Source organism: Vibrio sp. R11-SG3-ISO9, assembly GCF_059834255.1.
The window spans coordinates 1-19,682 of sequence record NZ_JCBDGU010000026.1; the positions used below are offsets into that span (position 1 = coordinate 1).

Genomic DNA, 19,682 nt, shown 5'->3' on the forward strand with positions numbered 1-19,682 from the left:
CTCTCCACGGTGATGCTCAGTGGATCGTTCACGTCCGTCACACCAACATTGACCGTCAGTGTATCTGTACCACCTTGGCCGTCAGACACGATGACTGTGAAGCTGTCGCTGCCGTTGTAGTCTGCGTTTGGTGTGTAGGTCCAGTTGCCGTTTTCATCAACAGTCACTGAGCCATTAGACGGATCGCTGCCTTTTGAGAAACTTAGTGAGTCATTGTCGCCGTCTGATGCAGAAAGAGAGCCGCTGACTGGCGTATCTTCATCAGTCGTTACAGCAACGCTGTCGCCTAGTGGGTCGCCGTTACCATCAACAAGCGTTGGAGTATCGTTAACTGGCATCACACCAACATTCACTGTCAGCGTGGCTGTACCGCCTTGGCCGTCAGAGACGATGACTGTGAAGCTGTCGCTACCGTTGTAGTCTGCATTTGGTGTGTAAGTCCAATTGCCATTTTCATCAACAGTCACTGAGCCGTTAGATGGATCGCTGCCTTTCGAAAAGCTTAGAGAATCATTGTCGTCATCAGATGCAGAAAGCGATCCGCTGATTGGCGTATCTTCATCTGTCGTTACTGCAAGGCTGTCGCCTAATGGGTCACCGTTGCTATCTACAAGCGTTGGAGTATCGTTGACTGGTGTTACACCAACATTCACTGTCAGTGTATCAGTGCCGCCTTGCCCGTCAGACACGACAACCGTGAAGCTGTCGCTGCCGTTGTAGTCTGCGTTTGGTGTGTATGTCCAGTTGCCGTTTTCATCAACAGTCACTGAGCCGTTAGACGGATCGCTGCCTTTCGAGAAGCTTAGAGAGTCGTTGTCGCCATCTGATGCAGAAAGTGAACCGCTGACCGGGGTATCTTCATCAGTCGTTACAGCAACGCTATCACCTAGTGGGTCGCCGTTACCATCAACAAGCGTTGGGGTATCGTTAACTGGTGTTACACCAACATTAACCGTTAGTGTATCGGTACCGCCTTGACCGTCAGAGACGATGACTGTGAAACTGTCGCTGCCGTTGTAGTCTGCATTTGGTGTGTAGGTCCAGTTGCCGTTTTCATCGACAGTCACTGAGCCGTTAGACGGATCGCTGCCTTTTGAGAAACTTAGAGAGTCGTTGTCGCCATCTGATGCAGAAAGAGAGCCGCTGACTGGCGTATCTTCATCAGTCGTTACAGCTACGCTGTCACCTAGAGGATCGCCATTACCATCAACAAGCGTTGGGGTATCGTTAACTGGCGTTACACCAACATTCACGGTCAGTGTATCGGTACCACCTTGGCCGTCAGACACGATGACTGTGAAGCTATCGCTGCCGTTGTAGTCTGCGTTTGGTGTGTAAGTCCAGTTGCCGTTTTCATCAACCGTCACTGAGCCATTAGATGGATCGCTGCCCTTTGAGAAACTCAGTGAGTCATTGTCGCCGTCAGATGCAGAGAGAGAGCCGCTGACTGGCGTGTCTTCATCGGTTGTTACAGCAACGCTATCGCCTAGTAGGTCACCATTACCATCTACTAATGCTGGCGCATCGTTAACGGGAGTCACACCAACATTCACCGTCAGTGTATCTGTACCGCCTTGGCCGTCAGATACGATGACTGTAAAGCTGTCGCTACCGTTGTAGTCTGCGTTTGGTGTGTAGGTCCAGTTACCGTTTGCATCAACCGTTACTGAACCATTAGATGGATCGCTGCCTTTTGAGAAACTCAGTGAGTCATTGTCGCCGTCAGATGCAGAGAGAGAGCCGCTGACTGGCGTGTCTTCATCGGTTGTTACTGCAACGCTGTCGCCTAGAGGATCGCCATTACCATCAACAATCGCCGGAGTATCGTTAACTGGAGTCACACCAACATTCACAGTTAATGTATCGGTACCGCCTTGGCCGTCAGATACGATGACTGTAAAGCTGTCGCTACCGTTGTAGTCTGCGTTTGGTGTGTAGGTCCAGTTACCGTTTGCATCAACCGTTACTGAACCATTAGATGGATCGCTGCCTTTTGAGAAGCTTAAAGAGTCGTTATCACCGTCTGAAGCAGAAAGTGAACCGCTGACTGCGGTATCTTCATCAGTTGTCACTGAGACACTATCACCCAATGGGTCACCATTACCATCAACAATCGTTGGGGTGTCGTTGACAGGGGTAACGTCAACGTTAACTGTGATTGTATCAGTTCCACCTTGTCCATCAGACACAATTACAGTGAAGCTGTCGCTGCCGTTGTAGTCTGCATTAGGTGTGTAAGTCCAACTGCCGTCTGCTGCAAGAGCCAATTGACCGTTGGAAGGAGCTTGACCTTGTGTGAAAGTGACCGCGTCACCATCAGCATCTGTTGCTTCTAGCTGACCACTCACTGACGTATCTTCGTCTGTTGAAATTGAGAGCGTATCTCCAACTAAAGAGCCAGTAGAGTCGGTAAAATTAGGCGCGCTATTTTCTGGGGTAAATGATCGGAATGCTTCTAGAAGAGTCAGGCTTTGAGTTTCTGACAGTCCGAGTGACTGGAAACCACTGGTCACAAACTCGGTTTCAGGGATCGTCTCTTCGCCGTCGCGCTCGATAGTGCCACTATTAACTAGGCTTGAGCCACTCTCACCGGCAGCAGTAGCGAATTCATCGCCGAGTTGCGTTGGGTCTGCACCCTCTTCTAAAGCGGCAAAAATATTCGCGATGTCATCGTCGAGTTCTATCTCAACTTCATCTTCAAATCGTTTTGCAGACAAGTTTGCTTCTGCCGACTCATTTTGAACTTCTAAAATGAGATCACCTGCTTGCAGTGCTTCGCCAGCCTCTAAAACTCGCACATTGCCATCAAGGCCTATAACAATACGTTGTCCAGCACCTAGTGCGCCTACTAGGCTTAAAATTGTCATATCCATATTTACCCCTAAATCCACTTTTGAAGTGGTGTGTCAAAAATGCGACACATAAAAAATGCTAATTAGATAAAATATAACACCTATGCACCATCAATTCATAGTCGAGACCCATCCATTTAACAAAAACAGATACAGACTAATGACAAAGATCACATCAAATGGTAGTCTGAATGCTCTAAATGTCGATATAAGTTATTGTGTTTTCAAATATTAAAGAAGATGACAACTGGTAAGATTTGTTAAATTTTTAGGAAATTTTTGCCTATCAATATACCTTGAAAAGCCTTCTCTTTTTTATCAATACAATCGCCAGATCGTTATTTTTTTGGCGCTAGAATTAGTCACCTATTTCAGCTTGATTTTGTTTGTAATTCGTACAGTACGGAGATGTCAGTGAATAAGATTAAAACCGCAACGTGTGGCCTTGCTGTCCTCTTAAGTTTGCCTTCATATAGTCAAACTTTAGAGCAGGCGGTTGCGTTTACTCTTGAGAACAATCCAGAGATAAAAAGTGCTTACAATGAGTACATCAGCAAACGTTATCTCAATGATGCCTCTGGAGGCGCATATAGACCAAGTATCGACCTTGATGCTGGTATTGGTTATGAGCACACCGATCTTGTAACCAACGCCAATACGACAGATCTCACCCGCAAAGAAGCGACGATAACTCTTACGCAATTGATATGGGATGGCTCTAATACGCTCAATGATATAGACCGAACGGCCGCAGACGCTGAATCTGTACGTTATCAATTGCTTGCGACGGCACAAGACACAGCGTTAGAAGTGACTAAAATTTACCTTGATGCGGTAAAAGCGTATGAAGTGCTTTCCCTTTCTGAAAGTAATCTAGCCACCCACAAAGATATCTATCGCGACATAAAGAAACGTGTAGATTCGGGAATTGGTTCAACCGCTGACATGTCTCAGGTTGAGGCGCGTATTGCCAAAGCTCACGGCAATTTACTGGCAGCTCAAAATAACCTCCTCGATACGCACACTCAATTCAAGCGCCTAACAGGTCAAAAGCCACTTGGACTGACTTTCCCACGAGCAGACTCTGCCGCAATTCCGTATACAATCGACAATGCACTTGAGCTTGCTTTTCAGACGCACCCGGTCATTCAAATTGCGCGTGCAGACGTTGATTCAGCCAAGTTTCAATACCAGCAATCAAAAAGTACTAACTACCCAACCGTATCGGTTGAAGCCGCGCAAACCTGGCGAGATGATGCCGGCGGTACAGAGGGCAGCAGTGATGAGTTTTCGGCAATGCTGAGACTTAGATACAACCTTTATAACGGTGGCGCGGACCAAGACAGAGCAGAAAGCGCTGCTTATCAATTAAACAAAGCGAAAGATCTAAGAGAAAGAAGTTTTCGAAATGTTGAAGAGAGCTTGAGGCTATCTTGGAGCGCACTTGACTTGACGGTTCAACAGAAAGAATTTCTATCTGACCACGTTGACTCAGCTTCTGACACCGTGATTTCTTATGAAAAACAGTATCGTATAGGCAAGCGTACACTCCTTGACCTGCTCAACACCGAAAATGAACTTTTTGAAGCACGAAAAGACTACCTCGATGCTAAGTACGATGAACAATATGCAAAGTACAGAGTCATGAACGCGGCTGGAAACCTACTAACCGCTCTCAGAGTACAAACGCCTGAAGAATGGCATGAAGAAGTGGAGTACTAAGTCATGAAAACATTTAGCATTTTCTCTGCTTTATTAGTATTGGCCTCTTCAACAGCGGTAGGCCAGCAGTTCGACGATGAGTACGCCTACATACCAACACCTAAGCCAGACCAAATATATGACTTGCAGGATGACGACAATGACGGTGTTATCAATGCTCGTGACCTTTGCCCTGGTACACCAGTTGGTGCCGAAATAGATAATGATGGCTGTGGATCATATTTTGAGTCGTCTGAACAGAAGCAGCTTCATATCTTATTTGCGAATAACTCGACTGAAATAAACCCTGCTTTCTTGAACCAGATCCGTCAAATGGCCTCCTTTTTGAAACGTTATGAAACCACGACTATTCAATTGCAAGGCTACGCGAGTAAAACGGGCAACGCAGAGCATAACTTGATGCTCTCAAAAGAACGCGCTTCTAATGTGCGTCGAGCTCTAATCAGCAATGGTATTGCGCCATCACGAATAAATATTGTCGGCTATGGTGATTCAGCTTCAGGGGGAATCAACCAAGACAACATTAGTCATGCACTCAATCGTAAAGTGGTGGCATCGGTGGCTGGGTTTAAAGGGCATATTAAAGAAGAGTGGCACATCTTTACTAAGATAGAAAAGTAACCTTCATACCCAAGTAACTTAAAGGTTTAATACTCTGAAATAAACCATTAAAGGCATTGGTTATCCCATTTAAGCCATGTACCTAAGGCGGCGTTAATGGTAACCTTGCCCCGTTATCAATATAGAGAACTATTTCATGAGCAAACTAACAGCTGATACTCAAGCAAACCTTGATCTATTCGTTTCTGAATCAAAAGAAACTAAACTTGTATGGGGCCTTCGTAACGAAGAAGGTTGGCTAGCATGTGACTCTACTGAATTTGAAAATAGCGAAGTTATGCCTTTCTGGTCTTCAAAAGAAGATGCTCAAACGCACAACGTAGAAGAGTGGGCTGATTTCGAAGTACTAGAAATCCCTCTTGATATCTTCGTTGAAGATTGGCTACTAACGCTGGCTGAAGATGGTGTACTAGTTGGCGTTAACTGGAACGCTTCTCTAGAAGGAAAAGAACTAGAGCCTTCTGACCTAGCTAAGCTATACATCTAAATCATAAGAAATGGTCGCTCAACAGCGGCCATTTTTTTATCTGCTTTTTAAACTCTAGCCATACTACCAACTTGGACAGAGATTTCACTCACACATTTCTATCCACTTATCACGGATAATTTGAACCAAGATCAAACTAAATTTAGAATGACGTTCTTTATCTAGTTCAGACTCTCATCTGTGATCCGCCTACTTTCTTTATTTTTAATTATCTTCATAAGCTTACCTGCCAAATCTGAAATTGATCGGAAGGATGCTGGTATTCAGATTCACCTAGGCGAAACTCCTAACTCTGACTGGAATGTTCTGTATCTTTCGACACTGAACACAGATCCAGATCGAGCCTTCAATATGCTTAAGGCACGATACGCTAGTGCTGAATCTGACGGTGAAAAACTTTATATTTCAGCCCTCCTCTACACCTACATGAAACGTCATGATCAACCTTTCTACGGAGGGAGTTCAGGCGATGAAAATTACCAAACGTTAGAGGCGAAATTTATCGAAGCGTTATCCTTAGATGGTCAGGGACAATATCAAACAGCTCAGCAAGGATTCATTCAACTACTTAAACAGATGAAAGCCCAAAGTGACGAAACAGGTAAGTTGCTACTGAAGTACCAGCTTTGTCGTTCATTCAATGAACAGTCTCGCTATCATAAGGCCAATTACTACTGTTCGATCCTTGAGGCTGACATCAACGATATTGCAGACCCTATCGTACCCAAATCTATCACTTATCGCGTCATCGCCAACAATCAGTACTTCAGAAGCGATTACCAAGCAGCCCTCAACACCTATATGACCTTAATTGAGTCATTTCCTAAAGGGCAAGACATATCTGGAATCTATAACGATTTGGGTAACCTTTTCAAAGAGATGAAACAGTTTGATCAGTCAGAACAATACTTGAAAGCAGCCCTCAACTTACGCCTCACTGCTTCTGATCTTATGAAAGCACAGGTTCGCCACAGTCTCGCTAAACTCTATATGGCTCAGTCTAGCTACGACCTAGCTATCTCACAGTTCCTTCAAGCTAAGACATTACTCTATTCTTCTGGTCACAACTACGGCACGGCCATGACGACACTAGGCTTAGGAAAAGCATATACCGCAACCCAACAATACCCTTTGGCACGAGCATACCTCACTGAGTCTTTGAGTCTCGCTACCGAACTCAATAATGACGTGATGCGGATTCAAGCCTACCTCGCCATTAGCGAAATGTTCGAAGAGCAGGAGCTATTGAGTGAAGCATTTGATTACGCCGAGCGCGCCTTGATACTTGCGAGACAAGTTGAACGAGAAAGCTATATAGCTGACGTATATCAGCAGCTATCGAAGCTTTACCGGACTCAAGAAGATTACCAACAAGCACTCTTCTACTATGAGCAATATGCGCAATCTCAAATCGCGACTCGCAATACAGATAACCGGTTAGCACTAGAGGCATTGAGCTTAGCGCACAATCAATATGAACAAGAGCTAGAGAGCTCTCAGCTACGCAATCAACATGACCTTAACCAACTTCAAATAGAGAAAATGCAACAGCAAAAGCTGATGTATAACGCCATTGTTCTATTACTTGTTGTCACAGCTAGCCTCACTTTTTACTCGAATAAGAAAATACGCCGCAAAGCTTCCATCGACTCAATGACCAAGGCCTACAGTCGTGCAGAAATCATTAAGCGAGTGAAAGAGACTAAAGCGTCTTCAAAAGCGAATAAACAACACGTATTAGTTCTATTGGATCTAGACAGGTTCAAGACGATTAATGATCAGTTTGGCCACCCTACCGGCGATCGCGCTTTGGTTCATGTTAGCCATCAGATCGTTAAGCATCTAAACAAAGGAGAGCTATTGGGGCGTCTTGGTGGGGAAGAGTTTCTCATTCTGCTAAAAGATACCAATATCGAAGATGTGCGTGAGCGCGTTGAAGAGATCCACTACGCTATTTCCACTAGTGAATTTCTGTCAGAATCAAAAAAGCCACTCACGATTACTGCAAGCTTCGCCTATTTGGCGACGCAGAAATCACTGAGTGACTTTGATATTCTCTATTCAGTGCTTGACCAAGCACTGTATCAAGCAAAAGCGAATGGAAGAAACTGCATCATTGATGCGTATAACGACCCCATCGCTGCTAATAGCTTTAGCGATTCAGCGATTGCTTACGAACCAGTTCAGCCATGATTTGCTCGCGATTCTCAAGATAGTCGTTGAGCCCTACTTTACGCAGCTCGCACGCAGGGCAATCACCACAACCGTCGCCAATTACGCCGTTGTAGCATGTCAGAGTTTTACTACGAACAAGCTCAAGCGCCGAGTACTGGTTTGCAAGCGCCCAAGTTTCCGCTTTGTTCAGCCACATAAGCGGAGTCTTGATATCCAGCTCTCTGTCCATACCTTGTACAAGCGCCGAGTTCATCGCCTTGACAAAATCATTACGGCAATCAGGATAACCAGAAAAGTCAGTTTCACAAACACCAGTGATCACCGCTTGAGCACCGATTTGGTACGCATAGATACCCGCCAACGTTAGAAACAGGATATTGCGGCCTGGTACAAATGAGTTTGGCAAGCCATTCTCTTGCAGTTCATGAGATACAGGGATGTCATCACGCGTCAGTGAGCTAATCGCAAGCTCATTCAATAACGTCACATCCATAACCTTGTGCGCTTTTACTCCAAGCTCTTTTGCTAGGCTCTGCGCAACTTCGATTTCTAATCGATGACGTTGGCCATAGTCAAAAGTGATCGCATGAACTTCATCATACTCTTTCAGAGCTTGAACCAGACACGTGGTTGAATCTTGTCCACCACTGAATACAACAACTGCTTTCTTCATTTTTATTCCTTTTCGACAATGCTGCTGAGTTACGCAATGCTCAAATATTTGTGCGTTTGAATAGATAGGCGCCAGTTTCGCTCGATACACGTGTCGATACACAACTGCGTCGCACGATCTTTTTGGCTAATCGGCTGCAGTGCAATAACCGTTTCTGAAGAGACCTTCGCACGCTCCAATAGGTGATCAAGTTGGTCGACATCTTTAGACGTACCCACTGGGTGCTTAATTTCATCTGCACGCTGCAGAGCGCTGTCTAAGATTTCTAGCTTCGCTTTCATCGCCACTTTAGGTGACACCGTCACCCAAGTGTTCGCCGTCGCTTTCACTTCTGATGTTCCACTGGTCTCAATTTGGCAGCGGCACCCCATCTTTTCAAAGGCTTCAGTTAAAGGTACAAGATCGTAAATACAAGGTTCACCACCGGTAATCACAATATGTTTAGCATTGAAGCCTTGTTTAACATATTGGTCAACTATGCCTTGAGCATCAACTGAGGACCAAGTTGGTGAGTCTTCTGTTTTCACCATAATATCGCCAAGAGATGTTTCATCTTCAGCAAGGGCTTCCCATGTCTGTTTTGTGTCGCACCAAGAGCAACCGACCGGACAGATTTGCAGGCGTACGAACACCGCTGGAACACCAGTAAAGACACCTTCACCCTGGATGGTTTCAAACATTTCATTAATCTTGTACAACTTTCCCTCAGCTCACATCATTTCGTAAAACAAATTAGGCGGAGACGATAAAGCACTTAAAGGCTTGGGTCAAACAAATGAGTATTACAAAATCCGTTGATCAAAGCCCTAGCTTGCAGTTTCCACTTGCCTTATCCTTGCCAACATTCATTTTTGTTAGCTTTTTATTTTTAGTAAGTAAGGATCCACATGTACAAACTGATTGCTCTGGATATGGATGGCACACTATTAAACAGTGATAAAGTCATCTCTGCAGAGAACAAAGATGCGATTGCCCGAGCTCGTGCAGCAGGCGTAAAAGTTGTATTAGCATCAGGACGCCCACTTGAAGGGATGCAGAGCAAACTCGACGAGTTGAACATCAATGGCGAAGACGACTTTGTCCTTTTCTATAACGGCTCGATGGTACAAAACGTATCAACCAAAGAAGTGATTCATAGCGAAATCAGCCACGGTAAAGCGGCTAAGGAGGTTGCTGAACTTGCCCATGAATTGGGTGGATACGTTCATGCATTCAGTAAGGTTCATGGTCTCATCACGCCAGAAAACAACGAATACACAGGCATTGAAGCGCGCATCAACGGCCTAGAAATTACTGAGTTCGATTTTTCTGAACTAGAAGACGATCACGAGATCATCAAAACCATGATTGTCGCAGAGCCGAGCAAACTGACAGAAATCATTGGGAAATTGCCAGAGCAACTTGAATCTCAATTCACGATTGTTCAAAGTGCTCCGTTCTTCCTTGAATTCCTAAACCCTAAATCAAACAAAGGCGTCGGTATCGAAGCCATTGCGAACCATCTTGGCATTCGCTCTGATGAGGTAATTTGTATGGGTGACGCAGAAAACGACCACCATATGCTGGAATACGCTGGCCTTGGTATTGCAATGGAAAATGCGATGGAAGAGACTAAACAGATTGCCAACTACATCACCGCAAGTAATGACGACCACGGTGTAGCTGCGGCTATTAATAAGTTTATCTTTGATAAGTAATCGCGATGCGATGAAAGGCGCTCTAGCCCTTCCTTAAAAACTGAAAAAGGCTGTCTTCACAGCCTTTTTTATTACGCGATGTCGATTCTAAACTCTTTTCCAAGGTAAGCGGAAAGCAACTACACCAACCAGAATCAACAGCGGAAAACGAAGTGTTTCGACAATCAAGGAGCCAATACCGCTAAACGAAACAAAGCTTCCTGCCCAGCTAATTACTCCATTGGTTGCCAAAAGCAGCACAATCACGCCCAGTACAATATTGAATGAGAACTGGCCCACTAAGGGATTAGCGTGAGTTAAAGTGACTAAGCAGGCTATTGTCATTAGAATGGCGCCCCAAAATGTAAAAGTGGGCAATGGCCATATGGCGGTTAGAACAATAGAAATAATCGCAAGTCCCCACCAAACCGCCTTGGAACTCAATAACTCACTAATGTTTACATCTGGCTTTGTATCTAATCGAACAATGTGCCAAGTCGCTAGGCCGCCTAAAACCGCACCCATTAAGACATCACTGAAGAACGCACTTCCTGAGTATGCTTTAAATAGTGTAATCCACAACAGACCAATACCGATCCAAGACCACGCTTTTTGGTCGTCGAGCTTTTTAAGCTTCCAAACGACCAGACTGGTAAGACTTACCCAGATAGCCGCCAACATACTTGGAAAACTATAACCACTACTTTCCACCAGCTTTAGCGTTGGAAGGTATGCGTGTGGGCGGGGTAAACCAAAGCCCTGATGAGCAATCAAGGTAAGCAGGGTAACGGAGATAAGCGTAAAGCCAAACTTGAGCGCAAAATTACGGCCAAAATGCCAAGCTATCAAAGGCAAAACAACGATAAATATCCAAGGCTGCGCAATAAGGTCTGTCGCTAGAATGGTATAGCCAATAGTACTTGGCAGTGAGTTAATCGCGTTTTGGAGCATTGCGATGACACCAAGCTCTCCTTGATGAATTTGAGGCGCTGCGGCGACTAACTCAGAAACATAAGTAACAGGCTGTTCGGAAGCGCGGCCAAACATCTCGACAATGGTGTCCCACTGCTCTGGGTAGCGATATTCTTTGGCATCAAGCGTTTCAGGGGCCAGAAGCATAGCGCGGCTTACCTCTACACCGTAATGCGGAGCAAACCAGATTGGCAATTCGAATCCACCGATTTCGTTTTTTATGTCATAGCTGATGATCTCAGAATCAGAAATACAATCAAACACCACGGCACCATCGGTATAGCCAAGCACGTCACCAACAGTAACGGCTAGGCCGGCCTCTTCCCATGTCTCCCTTTGAGCAGCGACATAAGCAGGCTCGCCAGCCACTATAGTGCCACCCGGTAAAGATAATTGACCCGTAATGATCTCATCGACCAAAACAATTTGGTCATCAGCTCTAACTAAACAGAGCGCACCCGCTAGGTTATCGGGCAGTTGTTCTTGAGCCGATACATTCGAGATGCCTAAAATAGAAACCAATATTATGAGGAAGAAACGATATAACAACGAAAGTACCTACAAACAAATAAGAAAATACGAACGAAAACAACGCAGTGTAATGGAGTCACGCACTAAGCGCAGCCTAGCTTTTCACCAAAGACTTTCTCCACCATTGAATGTGCGGTATGAACCCCATTTTTTGATAGAAGTGCTTGGCATTGTCATTAAAGTCCCATACTTCAACGAACACCTGCTTCACCCCATAATCATCAAATGTTCTCTCTAACTTACTGAAAAGCTTCTCGGCAATCACTTGATTTCGGTACTCAGGCAAAACAAACAATTCATCAATACTGCCCATTTGAACAGGTTTACTCACCGTGGACACCAATTCACAAAAATGTCCGGTGACAAAACCCACTATCAACTGTCCTTTCAAAGCCACATAAACCAAGCATTGAGGATCATCGAGGTATCGAGCGATACTCTTTTCCTGTTCAATCTCCTCAGCAGTCTTAAAGTGCTCCGGGCTAGCGAGATAGTGATAATGATGTAGATCGAACATCATCTCGTTCAGTTGCTCTAGGTCTGAGTTTCGTGCAGCTCTCAATGTTAGGCTCATGGTATAGAGTCTTCTTTTATTTCACAAAATAACACTATAGCCTAGTTTACTTACCCATAGCGACGATACAAGCACAGATACTTGTATCAGCATGTTTAAGGTGTGTAATTATTCGGATGGAACCATAAAGAAAGCCGCTTAGTCGCAATGACTAAGCGGCTTATTAGACGTCTTGGTTGTATTAACAGTACTAGCTAAACTTCTTTAGATAGACGACTTTCGATTTCTTTAAGGCTAGATGGGTCATCGATTGTTGAAGGCACAACGTACTGCTCTCCATCCGCGATTTGTCGTATCGTCTTACGCAGAATCTTGCCCGAGCGAGTTTTAGGAAGGCGCTCAACTACCAGCGCTTGTTTAAAGCAGGCAACCGCGCCAATTTCATTACGAACCTTTCCTACCAACTCCCCTTGAAGCTCAACGTCATCGACTTTGACGCCATCTTTGAGTACCACTAACCCAAGCGGAAGCTGCCCTTTCAAGTCATCGTGAATTCCCACAACCGCACATTCAGCAATAGCAGGGTGGCCACCAACGATCTCTTCCATTTCACCAGTCGACAATCTATGCCCCGCAACGTTAATCACATCGTCAATACGTCCCATAATGAATAGATAACCCTCTTCATCTAGGTATCCGCCATCGCCAGAAACGTAATAACCGGGAAACTGACTCAAGTAGCCGGATTCGAAGCGATCATGATTGCGCCAAACTGTAGGGAGACAACCCGGTGGCAGAGGGCGCTTAATCGCAACAAAGCCTTGCTGATTTGGTTGAGCCGTTTCTCCTAACTCATCGAGGATCTCAACTTGATAGCCCGGAACAGGTTTAGTTGCTGAGCCGGCTTTCACTGGCATCAGTTCTAAGCCGGTAGGATTACCCGCTATCGCCCAACCTGTCTCGGTCTGCCACCAATGATCGACAACCGGTTTAGCTGTTTTACTTTCAACCCACTCTAGGGTTGGTGGGTCCAAACGCTCACCCGCCATAAAGATGGTATCAAGTTTTGATAGATCATATTGCTTAAGACACTCACCCTCTGGGTCTTCCTTCTTGATTGCACGAAACGCTGTAGGAGCTGAGAATAAAACGTTCACAGAATACTCTTCACAAACTCGCCAAAACGCGCCCGGATCAGGAGTTCGAACTGGCTTACCTTCAAAAAGAATCGTCGTACAACCGTGGATTAAAGGCGCATAGACAATGTAAGAGTGGCCAACAACCCAACCGACATCAGAAGCAGCCCAGAAAACCCCGTCTTGTGGCATGTTGTAGATAGTACTCATCGAATACTTCATCGCAACCGCATGACCGCCATTATCACGTACAACCCCTTTCGGCTTGCCCGTAGTGCCTGAGGTATACAAGATATAAAGAGGATCCGTAGCAAGCACAGGCACACAACCGTGAGGCAGTGAGTTCTCCATCTCCTGCTGCCAATCCAAATCTCGCTCATTTTGTAACTCAGCACCACATTCAGGTCGTTGAAGCACCAGTACATTTTGTGGCTTCCAGCGACTATCCATGATAGCTCTATCAACCAAAGGCTTGTAAGGAATAACTTTGTTGATTTCGATGCCACACGACGCCGTGATCAGCATCTTAGGCTCGGCGTCCTCAATGCGTACCGCAAGCTCATGAGGGGCAAAACCTCCAAATACCACTGAGTGAATCGCACCGAGTCTCGCACAGGCAAGCATCGCCATCGCCGCTTCCGGGATCATCGGCATATAGATAACCACTCGGTCGCCCTTCTTAACACCCTGAGCCGCTAGTAAGCCGGCGACTTTCGCTACTTGATCGCGCAACTCCACATAGCTGTAGCGCTTCTTAACGCCTGTTACAGGAGAGTCATAGACCAGCGCAGTGGTATCGCCTCGCCCTTGCGCACAATGATAATCAAGTGCAAGCCAGCACGTATTCATCACGCCGTCAGCAAACCAGCGCTCTATACCATTGTCATCTTTTTCTAAAATTCGGGTAGGTTCTTCAAACCAGTCAATACACTGAGCTTGGCTTTGCCAGTATTGCTCAGGGTTACGCGTCGCAAAATCATAGGCAGCTTGGTAAGCTCCTGTTTGTGCCACACCTTGGTTTGAAGTTTCAATTGATTGCTCTTTTTGCTCTAGTGTAGAAGACATAACGCCTCCTCCTTGAATTCGTCAGAAAACGATCAGCCGCATACTCGGCTTGTTGACCTTTTGTCTTTATGTGTTATTTCCCGTATTGAATAGCTTGTTCTGGTCTTAGCACAGCCAATGCCTTAATAAACAGACCATGCCAAGACCCAAGCATTTACAATGGACAAGGCACGCGCACTAACCCTTCCATCAGGATCCGAGCACTTCTGCTCATCATGGCTTTCTCTACCGCCCACCCTTTAGGGGTTAACGAAGCACCGGCTCCCACCTTTAACGTTCCAGAAGGGTGTCCAAAAGTAGTAAAATCTCGTTCGCCACCACCTGCAGCGCGATTAACCAGTGTTCCGGATATGGCGGCGGCCGATGCTATGGCAACAGCTGCTGTTCCCATCATGGCGTGGTGCAGTTTTCCCATGGACAGCGCTCTAACCAAGACGTCAATCTCAGCCTCTTCGACCATCTTCCCACTAGATGCTTTATACGGTTTTGGTGGCGATACAAACGCTACCTTCGGCGTGTGCTGACGCAATTGAGCCTCACTAATGTCTTCAATCAAACCCATGGCAACAGCGCCGTGCGCTCGAATCGACTCAAACAGCGCTAAGGCTTTCTCGTCAGAGTTGATGTCTTCTTGCAGTTCGGTTCCTTGATATCCAAGAACGGATGCATCAACAAAAATGGTTGGTATCCCTGCGTTAACCAAACTCACCTCAATACAACCCAATTCAGGAACATCGAGTAGATCAACCGCTTGTCCGGTTGGAAGCACACTCCCCACCTCACCAGCGGGTTGCATAAAGTCGACCTGAATTTCAGCGGCTGGAAAAGTCACGCCATCTAACTCAAAATCACCGACTTCTTGAACTTGACCATTAATCATTGGTACATGGACAATAATTGTCTTCTCGATATTGGCTTGCCAAACCCGAACTTCAACGACGCCGTTCATTGGGACTCGTTCTGGATCAATTAGACCAGCATGAATTGCATAAGGCCCGATAGCAGCTGATAAGTTGCCACAGTTACCGCTCCAATCAACAAACGGTTTATCAATCGCTACCTGACCAAATAGATAATCGACATCGTGACCGGGTTGTTCACTCTTAGATGCAATCACAATCTTACTGGTACTGGATGTTGCTCCTCCCATGCCGTCTGTCTGTTTGCCGTAAGGATCTGGGCTACCGATAACGCGCATCAGTAACTTGTCTCGATACTCACCGGGCGTTTGCGCACGCTCTGGCAGGTCAACAAGATTAAAGAAAACACCTTTACTAGTGCCGCCTCGCATGTAGGTGGCCGCAATTTTCAATTGATGAATACTCATAATGCCTCCCTACTGAGCCAAAAAGTCTTTGGCAAAGCGTTGAAGTACGCCACCAGCTTGATAGACATGCACTTCGTCTTCGGTATCCAGACGACAAGTCACTGCCACATCCATTCGGCTACCATCCTGACGTGTAATAACCAACGCGAGATCAGCGCCTGGTGTGATATCCCCATGGACATCAAACAGTTCTGTGCCATCTAGCTTGAGCGTATTGCGATTTTCCCCTACTTTAAATTGCAGTGGCAGCACGCCCATGCCGACTAGGTTAGTACGGTGGATACGCTCAAAACCTTCAGCAACAATCGCTTCTACACCCGCCAAGCGAACACCTTTGGCAGCCCAATCTCGAGAAGAGCCTTGACCATAGTCGGCCCCAGCAATCACGACCAGCGGTTGCTTTCTGTCCATGTAGGTTTCGATTGCTTCCCACATGCGCGTTACCTTACCTTCAGGTTCGATACGAGCAAGTGAGCCTTGTACCACTTTGCCATTTTCTTGGACCATCTCATTAAAGAGCTTAGGGTTAGCAAAGGTGGCACGTTGCGCCGTTAAGTGATCGCCTCGGTGAGTCGCGTAAGAGTTAAAGTCCTCTTCTGGAACATCCATTTTGGCTAAGTACTCACCGGCTGCGCTGCTCGCGAGAATCGCATTAGACGGAGAAAGGTGATCCGTGGTGATGTTGTCACCCAGAATTGCCAGTGGTCGCATTCCTTTCAGCGAACGCTCCCCTGCCAAAGCGCCTTCCCAATATGGAGGACGACGGATATAGGTACTCATCGGGCGCCAATCGTAAAGAGGCTCACTGGCAGACAACCCTTCATCCAACTTAAACATTTGAATGTAGATGTCGTTAAACTGTTGCGGTTTCACGTGCTGCGCTACAACTGCATCGATCTCTTCGTCACTTGGCCATAAGTCGCTCAAATAGATCGGATTGCCCGATGCATCATTGCCGAGGCTGTGCTTCTCAATATCGAAACGCATTGTCCCTGCAAGCGCATAAGCGACAACCAGTGGAGGAGATGCAAGAAACGCTTGCTTGGCATAAGGGTGAATACGACCATCGAAGTTTCGGTTTCCAGATAGCACCGCTGTGGTGTACAGATCTCTGTCGATGATTTCTTGTTGAATCTTCGGATCAAGTGCGCCACTCATACCATTACAGGTCGTACAGGCATAGCCCACAATACCGAAGCCCAGCGTTTCAAGTTCACCCAACAAGCCTGCCGATTCAAGGTAAAGCTTGGCCACTTTCGAACCCGGAGCAAACGAGGTTTTCACCCACGGTTTACGAACAAGCCCCAACTGATTGGCTTTTTTAGCGACTAAGCCTGCTGCAACCACATTTCTTGGGTTGCTGGTATTCGTACAAGACGTGATAGCAGCAATGATCACCGCGCCATCTGGCATTTGATCGCCGTCGCTCTCAGTCAGCTCTTCATGGCTGATTCCTTGCTTCTGTAACTCAGAAGTTGGTAGTCGACGATGAGGGTTAGACGGGCCAGCAAGGTTTCGCTCGACCTGCGACAAATCAAACTCAAGCACACGCTCATATTTCGCTGAACTCATATCATCAGCCCAGAGCCCAACTTGCTTAGCATAACGCTCTACCAAGTCGACCTGCTCTGGCTCACGCCCCGTTAATTTGAGGTACTGAATGGTCTGCTCATCGATATAAAACATACCTGCAGTCGCACCATATTCCGGAGTCATGTTAGAGATCGTCGCACGGTCACCAATCGACAAGGCTCTCGCCCCTTCCCCGAAAAACTCTAGGTAGCTAGAGACAACACGCTCTTTACGCAAGAATTCAGTAATCGCGAGCACGATATCTGTTGCAGTAATACCTTCTTGACGCTGACCAGTAAGCTTAACACCCACAATATCAGGCAATCGCATCATTGATGGTCGACCCAGCATCACAGTTTCAGCCTCCAATCCGCCAACACCAATCGCGATAACGCCCAGTGCATCAACATGAGGAGTATGGCTATCGGTACCGACGCAGGTGTCTGGATATGCTAGGCCGTTTTTGTTTTGAATAACTGGTGACATCTTCTCAAGGTTGATCTGATGCATGATCCCGTTACCCGCAGGGATAACATTCACATTCTTAAAGGCCGTTTTACACCACTCGATAAAATGGAAGCGGTCTTCATTGCGACGCTCCTCAATTGCACGGTTTTTATCAAAAGCGTCATCTTCAAAGCCAGCGTGTTCAACAGCCAATGAGTGGTCAACAATCAGTTGCGTCTCAACCACAGGGTTTACTTTGGCTGGATCGCCGCCCTGATCCGCAATTGCATCTCTCAAGCCTGCGAGATCAACCAATGCAGTTTGGCCAAGGATGTCGTGACAAACAACACGAGCTGGATACCAAGGGAAATCACGCTCTCGTTTTCTTTCGATGATCTGCTCTAAGCTGGCTTGTAGTGAGTCGATATCACAACGTCTTAGAATCTGCTCGGCCAGCACTTTGGAGGTGTAAGGTAAGGTGTCGTAGCTACCGGGAGCAAGTTGCTCAACCGCGTCACGTACGTCATAAAATTCAAGGTTAGTTCCCGGCAACACTTTTCGAAACTGATTTCGATACTGCTCACGGTCTTGGGTATATTCGGTCATAATCGCCCCTCCATATTGGGCGTAACTTCACTGCTCGATAAAGGTGGATGACGTCTAAATAGAGCCAGACGACATCCATGGTCGACAGAGCAATCCACTCTGTCTATCGTGACAGTTAACGCAAATGGATAGGCAACCACTCTTGGTGCTCAGGACCCGTGTAGTCTGCACTTGGGCGAATGATACGGTTATTCGCTCTTTGCTCGAACACGTGCGCAGCCCAGCCAGTCAAACGGCTCATCACAAAGATCGGAGTGAACAGCTTAGTTGGGATATCCATGAAGTGATACGCCGAGGCATGGAAGAAGTCAGCGTTACAGAACAAGCCTTTCTCGCGCTTCATTACCGACTCAACGCGCTCTGAAACTGCATACAATTTGGTGTCACCCACTTCTTCAGAAAGCGCCTTAGACCATTGCTTAATCAAAGCGTTACGTGGATCGCTTTCACGGTAGATAGCGTGACCAAAACCCATGATTTTGTCTTTATTGGCAAGCATCTGCATGATATTGGATTCGGCTTCTTCTGGTGTCTGCCAATCTTGAATCATCTCCATTGCAGCTTCATTCGCACCACCATGCAGAGGGCCTCGTAGTGTGCCAATCGCCGCAGTCACACAAGAGTGAATATCAGACAAGGTCGAAGCACACACGCGCGCCGCAAACGTTGAAGCATTAAACTCATGCTCAGCGTAAAGAATAAGTGAACAGTGCATCACCTGCTTATGTAGCTCAGTTGGGGTTTCATCGGTTAGCATTTTCAAGAAGTAACCGCCGATACACGCTTCACTGTGATCCTCAGTATCCACTCTTACGCCATCGTGGCTAAAGCGATACCAGTAACAGATAATGGCTGGAAACAGCGCAAGCATTCGCTCCGTCGCATTAAGCTGCTGAGTAAAGTCTGTCTCTTGCTCAATATTACCTAGCATGGAACAACCCGTGCGCATCACATCCATTGGGTGGGCATCCGCAGGGATTAGCTCAAGCGCTGCTTTTAATGATTCAGGTAAGCCACGTAAGCCAACAAGCTTAGTCTTGTAATCATCAAGCTCTTTCGCATTCGGTAGGTGACCTCTAAGCAGCAGGTACGCCACTTCTTCAAACTGGGCATTGTTGGCAAGGTCTGTAATGTCGTAACCGCGGTAAGTCAGGCCTGTACCTGATTTACCTACGGTACACAAAGCGGTCTCGCCTGCACTTTGGCCTCGAAGACCCGCGCCGCCGATCGGTGCCTTAGCTGGCGCTTTCTCTTCGACACTTGCTTTGTTGCTCAATGTAGTGGTCATGATGAACTCCTTCTCTGT

At 46.5% G+C, this 19,682-nt stretch carries 14 protein-coding genes; 5 read left to right on the forward strand and 9 right to left on the reverse strand.

Annotated features, from left to right (window positions below):
* Positions 1 to 2,873, reverse strand: a 2,873-nt coding sequence (locus AC6R05_RS08080) for an Ig-like domain-containing protein (protein WP_500647097.1), incomplete at its 3' end; no start/stop codon positions are given.
* Between the two features lie 387 nt (positions 2,874 to 3,260).
* On the opposite strand from AC6R05_RS08080, the gene AC6R05_RS08085 reads away from it, so the two are divergent.
* The 4 genes from AC6R05_RS08085 (at position 3,261) to AC6R05_RS08100 (ending at position 7,875) form a co-directional block, all read left to right on the forward strand.
* Positions 3,261 to 4,574, forward strand: coding sequence for a TolC family outer membrane protein (locus AC6R05_RS08085; protein WP_408692058.1), 1,314 nt, complete (start codon positions 3,261 to 3,263; stop codon positions 4,572 to 4,574).
* Between the two features lie 3 nt (positions 4,575 to 4,577).
* Positions 4,578 to 5,195 (forward strand): OmpA family protein, encoded by a 618-nt coding sequence (locus tag AC6R05_RS08090; RefSeq protein ID WP_152468637.1) that lies wholly within the window; start codon positions 4,578 to 4,580, stop codon positions 5,193 to 5,195.
* A gap of 136 nt (positions 5,196 to 5,331) precedes the next feature.
* Positions 5,332 to 5,682 (forward strand): DUF2750 domain-containing protein, encoded by a 351-nt coding sequence (locus AC6R05_RS08095; protein WP_032549144.1) that lies wholly within the window; start codon positions 5,332 to 5,334, stop codon positions 5,680 to 5,682.
* 351 nt (positions 5,683 to 6,033) lie between these two features.
* Entirely contained in the window at positions 6,034 to 7,875 is a 1,842-nt protein-coding gene (locus AC6R05_RS08100) for a tetratricopeptide repeat-containing diguanylate cyclase (RefSeq protein ID WP_500647098.1), read from the forward strand.
* On the opposite strand, the gene queC is transcribed toward AC6R05_RS08100, so the two are convergent.
* Together queC and queE are read right to left on the reverse strand one after the other, a co-directional pair.
* Entirely contained in the window at positions 7,835 to 8,530 is a 696-nt protein-coding gene (gene queC / locus AC6R05_RS08105; RefSeq protein ID WP_500647099.1) for a 7-cyano-7-deazaguanine synthase QueC, read from the reverse strand. The two genes, AC6R05_RS08100 and queC, sit on opposite strands and share 41 nt — an antisense overlap.
* A 29-nt stretch (positions 8,531 to 8,559) precedes the next feature.
* Positions 8,560 to 9,228, reverse strand: a complete 669-nt coding sequence (gene queE / locus AC6R05_RS08110) for a 7-carboxy-7-deazaguanine synthase QueE (RefSeq protein ID WP_152468634.1) — start codon at positions 9,226 to 9,228, stop codon at positions 8,560 to 8,562.
* Positions 9,229 to 9,417: 189 nt separating this feature from the next.
* Between queE and AC6R05_RS08115 the strand changes: the two genes are divergently transcribed.
* A complete protein-coding gene (locus tag AC6R05_RS08115) occupies positions 9,418 to 10,227 on the forward strand; it encodes a Cof-type HAD-IIB family hydrolase (RefSeq protein WP_500647100.1) in 810 nt (269 codons plus the stop codon).
* Between the two features lie 87 nt (positions 10,228 to 10,314).
* Here the strand turns inward: AC6R05_RS08115 and AC6R05_RS08120 are convergent, their stop codons facing one another.
* The 6 genes from AC6R05_RS08120 to prpC form a co-directional block, all read right to left on the reverse strand.
* Positions 10,315 to 11,706, reverse strand: a complete 1,392-nt coding sequence (locus AC6R05_RS08120; RefSeq protein WP_500647110.1) for an NUDIX domain-containing protein — start codon at positions 11,704 to 11,706, stop codon at positions 10,315 to 10,317.
* 97 nt (positions 11,707 to 11,803) lie between these two features.
* Entirely contained in the window at positions 11,804 to 12,283 is a 480-nt protein-coding gene (locus AC6R05_RS08125) for a GNAT family N-acetyltransferase (protein ID WP_500647101.1), read from the reverse strand.
* Positions 12,284 to 12,477: 194 nt separating this feature from the next.
* Positions 12,478 to 14,424: a propionyl-CoA synthetase gene (locus AC6R05_RS08130; RefSeq protein WP_500647102.1), complete on the reverse strand. Its 1,947-nt coding sequence runs from the start codon at positions 14,422 to 14,424 to the stop codon at positions 12,478 to 12,480.
* Between the two features lie 154 nt (positions 14,425 to 14,578).
* Positions 14,579 to 15,751: a 2-methylaconitate cis-trans isomerase PrpF gene (gene prpF, locus AC6R05_RS08135; RefSeq protein ID WP_500647103.1), complete on the reverse strand. Its 1,173-nt coding sequence runs from the start codon at positions 15,749 to 15,751 to the stop codon at positions 14,579 to 14,581.
* Between the two features lie 9 nt (positions 15,752 to 15,760).
* Entirely contained in the window at positions 15,761 to 18,376 is a 2,616-nt protein-coding gene (gene acnD / locus AC6R05_RS08140) for a Fe/S-dependent 2-methylisocitrate dehydratase AcnD (RefSeq protein WP_500647104.1), read from the reverse strand.
* A 115-nt stretch (positions 18,377 to 18,491) separates the two neighbouring features.
* Positions 18,492 to 19,664 carry a bifunctional 2-methylcitrate synthase/citrate synthase gene (gene prpC / locus AC6R05_RS08145; RefSeq protein WP_032549153.1) on the reverse strand — a complete coding sequence of 391 codons (1,173 nt, stop codon included), beginning with the start codon at positions 19,662 to 19,664 and terminating at the stop codon, positions 18,492 to 18,494.
* Positions 19,665 to 19,682 lie beyond the last annotated feature (18 nt).

Excerpts from the sequence above, each read along its gene's own strand:
- AC6R05_RS08085 (WP_408692058.1), top strand. The coding sequence starts at position 3,261 with ATGTCAGTGAATAAGATTAAAACCGCAACGTGTGGCCTTGCTGTCCTC.
- AC6R05_RS08090 (WP_152468637.1), top strand. The coding sequence starts at position 4,578 with ATGAAAACATTTAGCATTTTCTCTGCTTTATTAGTATTGGCCTCTTCA.
- AC6R05_RS08095 (WP_032549144.1), top strand. The coding sequence starts at position 5,332 with ATGAGCAAACTAACAGCTGATACTCAAGCAAACCTTGATCTATTCGTT.
- AC6R05_RS08100 (WP_500647098.1), top strand. The coding sequence starts at position 6,034 with ATGCTTAAGGCACGATACGCTAGTGCTGAATCTGACGGTGAAAAACTT.
- queC (WP_500647099.1), bottom strand. The coding sequence starts at position 8,530 with ATGAAGAAAGCAGTTGTTGTATTCAGTGGTGGACAAGATTCAACCACG.
- AC6R05_RS08115 (WP_500647100.1), top strand. The coding sequence starts at position 9,418 with ATGTACAAACTGATTGCTCTGGATATGGATGGCACACTATTAAACAGT.
- AC6R05_RS08125 (WP_500647101.1), bottom strand. The coding sequence starts at position 12,283 with ATGAGCCTAACATTGAGAGCTGCACGAAACTCAGACCTAGAGCAACTG.
- AC6R05_RS08130 (WP_500647102.1), bottom strand. The coding sequence starts at position 14,424 with ATGTCTTCTACACTAGAGCAAAAAGAGCAATCAATTGAAACTTCAAAC.
- prpF (WP_500647103.1), bottom strand. The coding sequence starts at position 15,751 with ATGAGTATTCATCAATTGAAAATTGCGGCCACCTACATGCGAGGCGGC.
- acnD (WP_500647104.1), bottom strand. The coding sequence starts at position 18,376 with ATGACCGAATATACCCAAGACCGTGAGCAGTATCGAAATCAGTTTCGA.
- prpC (WP_032549153.1), bottom strand. The coding sequence starts at position 19,664 with ATGACCACTACATTGAGCAACAAAGCAAGTGTCGAAGAGAAAGCGCCA.